The organism is Rhizobium sp. PEPV16, assembly GCF_008919455.1.
Lineage (GTDB): Bacteria > Pseudomonadota > Alphaproteobacteria > Rhizobiales > Rhizobiaceae > Rhizobium > Rhizobium leguminosarum_Q.
Map to the genome: position 1 here is coordinate 1 of NZ_VSZV01000091.1, position 3,884 is coordinate 3,884.

The window sequence follows — 3,884 nt, forward strand, 5'->3', positions numbered from 1 at the left end:
CGGCGTCGTGCCTGACCTGGTCACGGCAGCAAAGGGCCTCACCAACGGCGCGATCCCCATGGGCGCGGTCTTTGCCAGCCGCAAGATCTATGACGGCCTGATGGTCGGACCGGACAATGCGATCGAACTCTTCCATGGCTATACCTATTCCGGCCATCCGGTCGCCTGCGCAGCCGGGCTCGCTACGCTGGAGATCTACGAGGAGGAAGGCCTGCTGACGCGCGCATCCGACTTGGCCGAACACTGGCAGGAGGCCCTCCATTCCCTGAAGAGCCTGCCTCATGTCGTCGACATCCGCAATCTCGGACTGGTCGGGGCGGTCGAACTGGCTCCTCGTGACGGGGCACCGGGAACCCGCGCCTACGACATCTTCGTCGATTGCTTCGAAAAGGGCCTGCTGATCCGGGTGACCGGTGACATCATCGCGCTTTCTCCGCCGCTCATCATCGAGAAAACCCAGATCGACACGATAGTTTCGATCCTCAGCGACGCCTTGAAGCGCGCAGCATAGACCCGCACGGCTTGCCGTTCCCGCCGGCGATCGGACACCTGGTTCATCGTCGGCGGAACGATCCGGCACACCGAGACGAAGCTCAACGCTTCAAGGTCTGTGACGGCAGCTGGCCGAAGCGCTTCCTGTATTCGGCAGCAAACCGCCCCAGATGCGTAAATCCCCATCTGAGCGCGACGTCGGCGATGCCCTGCCTCGCGTCAGACTCGAGCAAATCGCGATGGGCGGCAACCATCCGAAGTTCATGCAGGTAGGCCATCGGGGTCGTATCCCTGAACTGCCGGAAACCCTGCTGCAAAGTCCGAACGCTTACCTTGGCTGCCATCGCGATATCGTTGAGCGAAATCGGCTCGGCGATGTGTTCCTCCATGAAGTCGATGGCCCATTTCACATGGCGTGGGGCTGGCGCCGGAGCAGGGAGTGCAAGCTCGTTCGAATAGCGATTAGGACAGGTCTCCAGAAGCAGATAGATCGCCGCGTCGCAGAGCGAGCTGGCGGCCAGCGGCGACCGTTGCAACGGTCCGTTCCCACTGAGACCGCGATGGAGGCTCGAGACAAGTTGCTGCAATACCAGCCCCGGACCAGTCGTCAAATCGATGTGAGGATGAAAATCGATGTCGCCACTGATCGTTCGTTCGAACATATGCGTCAGGTGGCTAATGATCTTCGCCTGATCGACGAACAGGCCGAAATGACGGCGGGGCCCAAACAGGCGGGCACCCGCGGCACGACCTGCCTCAAGGATCGTACCGCGAGCGGGAACGGAATAGATTTGCTCCCGCATGCCTTCGAAGGATGCGTTCCCTGCCATCGGTAGAAACACGATCATCCTATCGCTGGGCGCCTCCCGCCTGATCAGGATTGTGCCTTCGTAGGTACAGTCGGCTACCGTTACCTCTTCTCCCACGGAGACGAAATTGCAGTCGTATGCAATCGGCATATTGCCTTCCGCCGCAACCTTGATCGGGGAGGTTGGCGTCGACAATATTTCCGAGAGTTCATCCGGGTCCGTTCCACTGTGCGCCGTTTCCCGAAACAACATGCTCTGCACCGCCAGCTGTCGGGCGAGGCTGCCATCGTTATGTATATGAGAATTAACGGACATTCGTGACCTCGAAAGACGATGTACACAAGTGATAATGGATTTGCGCAATCATGTTCATCCCTCTTTTTTTGTGTTGCCCCGGCGGTTTCAACCGTAGCGGCTGATTGCGAGATCCCTCGCGTCGATTTCCGGCTGGCCGCCGCCGACAAGATCGCCGATGAGCCGCGCCGAACCGGTGCTCATCGTCCAGCCGAGCGTGCCGTGACCGGTATTGAGGAAGAGACCGGCAACCTTTGTCGGGCCGATGACCGGCGTGCCATCGGGCGTCATCGGACGCAGGCCGGACCAGAAGGAGGCCTTGGAAATATCGCCGCCCGGGAAGAGATCGGTGACCGAGTATTCCAGCGTGCTGCGGCGGGCCAGGCCGAGATCATTGGTGTAGCCTGAGATTTCAGCCATGCCGCCGACACGAATGCGGTCGCCCAGCCGGGTGATCGCGATCTTGTAGGTCTCGTCCATGACGGTCGATTCCGGCGCGCGTGACGCATCGGCAATCGGGATCGTGAGCGAATAGCCCTTGACGGGATAGACCGGCAGCCTGATGCCGAGCGGCGCGAGCAGCAGCGGTGAATAACTGCCGAGCGCGACCACCACCGCCTCCGCGCTCATCCGCTCACGATCGGTGATGACCCCGCGCACCCGGCCGGCCTCGACATCCAGCGCCTTGATCGTCGTCCCGTAAGCAAAACGGACACCGAGCGCCTCGGCTTTGGCCGCCAGCGCATTGGTGAACTTGAAGCAGTCGCCGGTTTCGTCCTTCGGCGTCAGCAGACCGCCGACAATCTTGTCGCGCACATGCTTCAGCGCCGGTTCGAAGCGGATGCAGCCGTCCCGGTCCAGCACCTCATAGGGAATACCGTCGGCAGCCAGCGCTTTGACATCCTTTGCCGAGGCATCGAGCTGCTGCTGCGTGCGGAACAGCTGCAACGTCCCCTGCATGCGTTCATCATAGGCGATGCCGGTCTCGGCGCGAAGATCGGCCAGCGCGATGCGGCTGTAATCGGCAAGGCGCAGCATGCGGCTCTTGTTGATCGCGTAGCGCTCGGAGGTGCAGTTCGACAGCATCCTGGCCATCCAGGAGAGCATGGCCATGTCGAGTTTCGGGCGCAGGATGAGCGGCGCATGCTTCATGAACAGCCACTTCATGGCCTTCATGGGGATGCCGGGCGCCGCCCAAGGCGAGCAATAGCCGAAGGAGACTTCGCCGGCATTGGCAAAGCTCGTCTCCAGCGCCGGACCCGGCTGCCGGTCGACGACCGTGACCTCATGGCCGGCCTTGGCCAGTTGATAAGCGGATGTGACGCCGACGATGCCGGCTCCTAGAACGATGACCTTCATGATGTTCCCAATGATGGAGCCGCCGGCTCTCAGCGATATTGCCTGTCGTAACGATCGCCCAGGCCGGTTAGGATTTCGTAAGAAATGGTGCCGGCGTCGCGGGCAATGTCCTCGAGCGTCTGATGGCGGCCAAGCACTTCGACGAGACTGCCGAAGGTCAGCGCGCCTTCGGGCAGTGCTGATATGTCGACGGTCGCGCTGTCCATCGACACGCGGCCGACGATCGGCAGGCGGATGCCCTTGAAATAGACGGCGCCGCGGTCGCTGAGGCATCGCGGCAGACCATCGGCATAGCCGGCTGCAATGGTGGCGAGACGCGTTTCCCGTTGCGTGATATGCGCGCCGCCATAGCCGACCTTCGCACCCGCCGGCACGGTGCGCGTCTGCACGACGGCGACATTGAGGCTGACTACCGGCTCCATCGGGTTCTTCTCGCCGGCGTTCGGAGCGCCGCCATAAAGCGCGATGCCGGGACGGGCGAGCACGCCGTGATAGGCGTCGCCCAGGAAAACGCCGCCGGAATTGGCGAAGGAAATGTCGAAGCAGGGAAATTCGTCGGCGATGCGGGACATCTCGGCAAACTGCTCGCCGTTCTGCTCGCTGTCGATGTCGTCGGCCGAAGCCAGATGGCTCATGATGAACAGGATTTCAACATTGCTGCCGTCGCGAAGAGCCGCCGCCAGCTCTGCTCGCTCTTCCCTGGGAAAACCGAGCCGCGACATGCCGGTGTCGAATTGTAGGACGGCAGGCAGGTGGCGCTTCAGAATGCGCGCAGCCGCTGACCACTGCCGCCACTGCGCCAGCGAATTGAGAACAGGGACGATGCCCATCTCGGCGCAGGCGATCTCATTGCCGGGCTGCAAGCCGTTCAGCACGAAAATCTGGGCGTCGTGCGCAAGGGCCGGTCGGAGCCTCAAGGCCTCTACAAAC

General features: G+C 61.9%; 4 protein-coding genes. 1 reads left to right on the forward strand and 3 read right to left on the reverse strand.

Annotated features, from left to right (window positions below; translation table 11 throughout):
- Nucleotides 1-511: aminotransferase class III-fold pyridoxal phosphate-dependent enzyme (locus FY112_RS01065; RefSeq protein WP_151517418.1), on the forward strand; the 511-nt coding region annotated here is incomplete at its 5' end.
- A gap of 82 nt (nucleotides 512-593) precedes the next feature.
- Here FY112_RS01065 and FY112_RS01070 read toward each other — a convergent pair.
- The 3 genes from FY112_RS01070 to alr form a co-directional block, all read right to left on the reverse strand.
- Nucleotides 594-1,616, reverse strand: coding sequence for an AraC family transcriptional regulator (locus FY112_RS01070; RefSeq protein ID WP_151517419.1), 1,023 nt, complete (start codon nucleotides 1,614-1,616; stop codon nucleotides 594-596).
- Nucleotides 1,617-1,703: 87 nt separating this feature from the next.
- Complete coding sequence (locus FY112_RS01075) at nucleotides 1,704-2,954, reverse strand: D-amino acid dehydrogenase (RefSeq protein ID WP_131718361.1); 1,251 nt, start codon at nucleotides 2,952-2,954, stop codon at nucleotides 1,704-1,706.
- Nucleotides 2,955-2,983: 29 nt separating this feature from the next.
- A partial coding sequence (gene alr, locus FY112_RS01080) for an alanine racemase (RefSeq protein ID WP_151517420.1) occupies nucleotides 2,984-3,884 on the reverse strand: 901 nt, incomplete at its 5' end.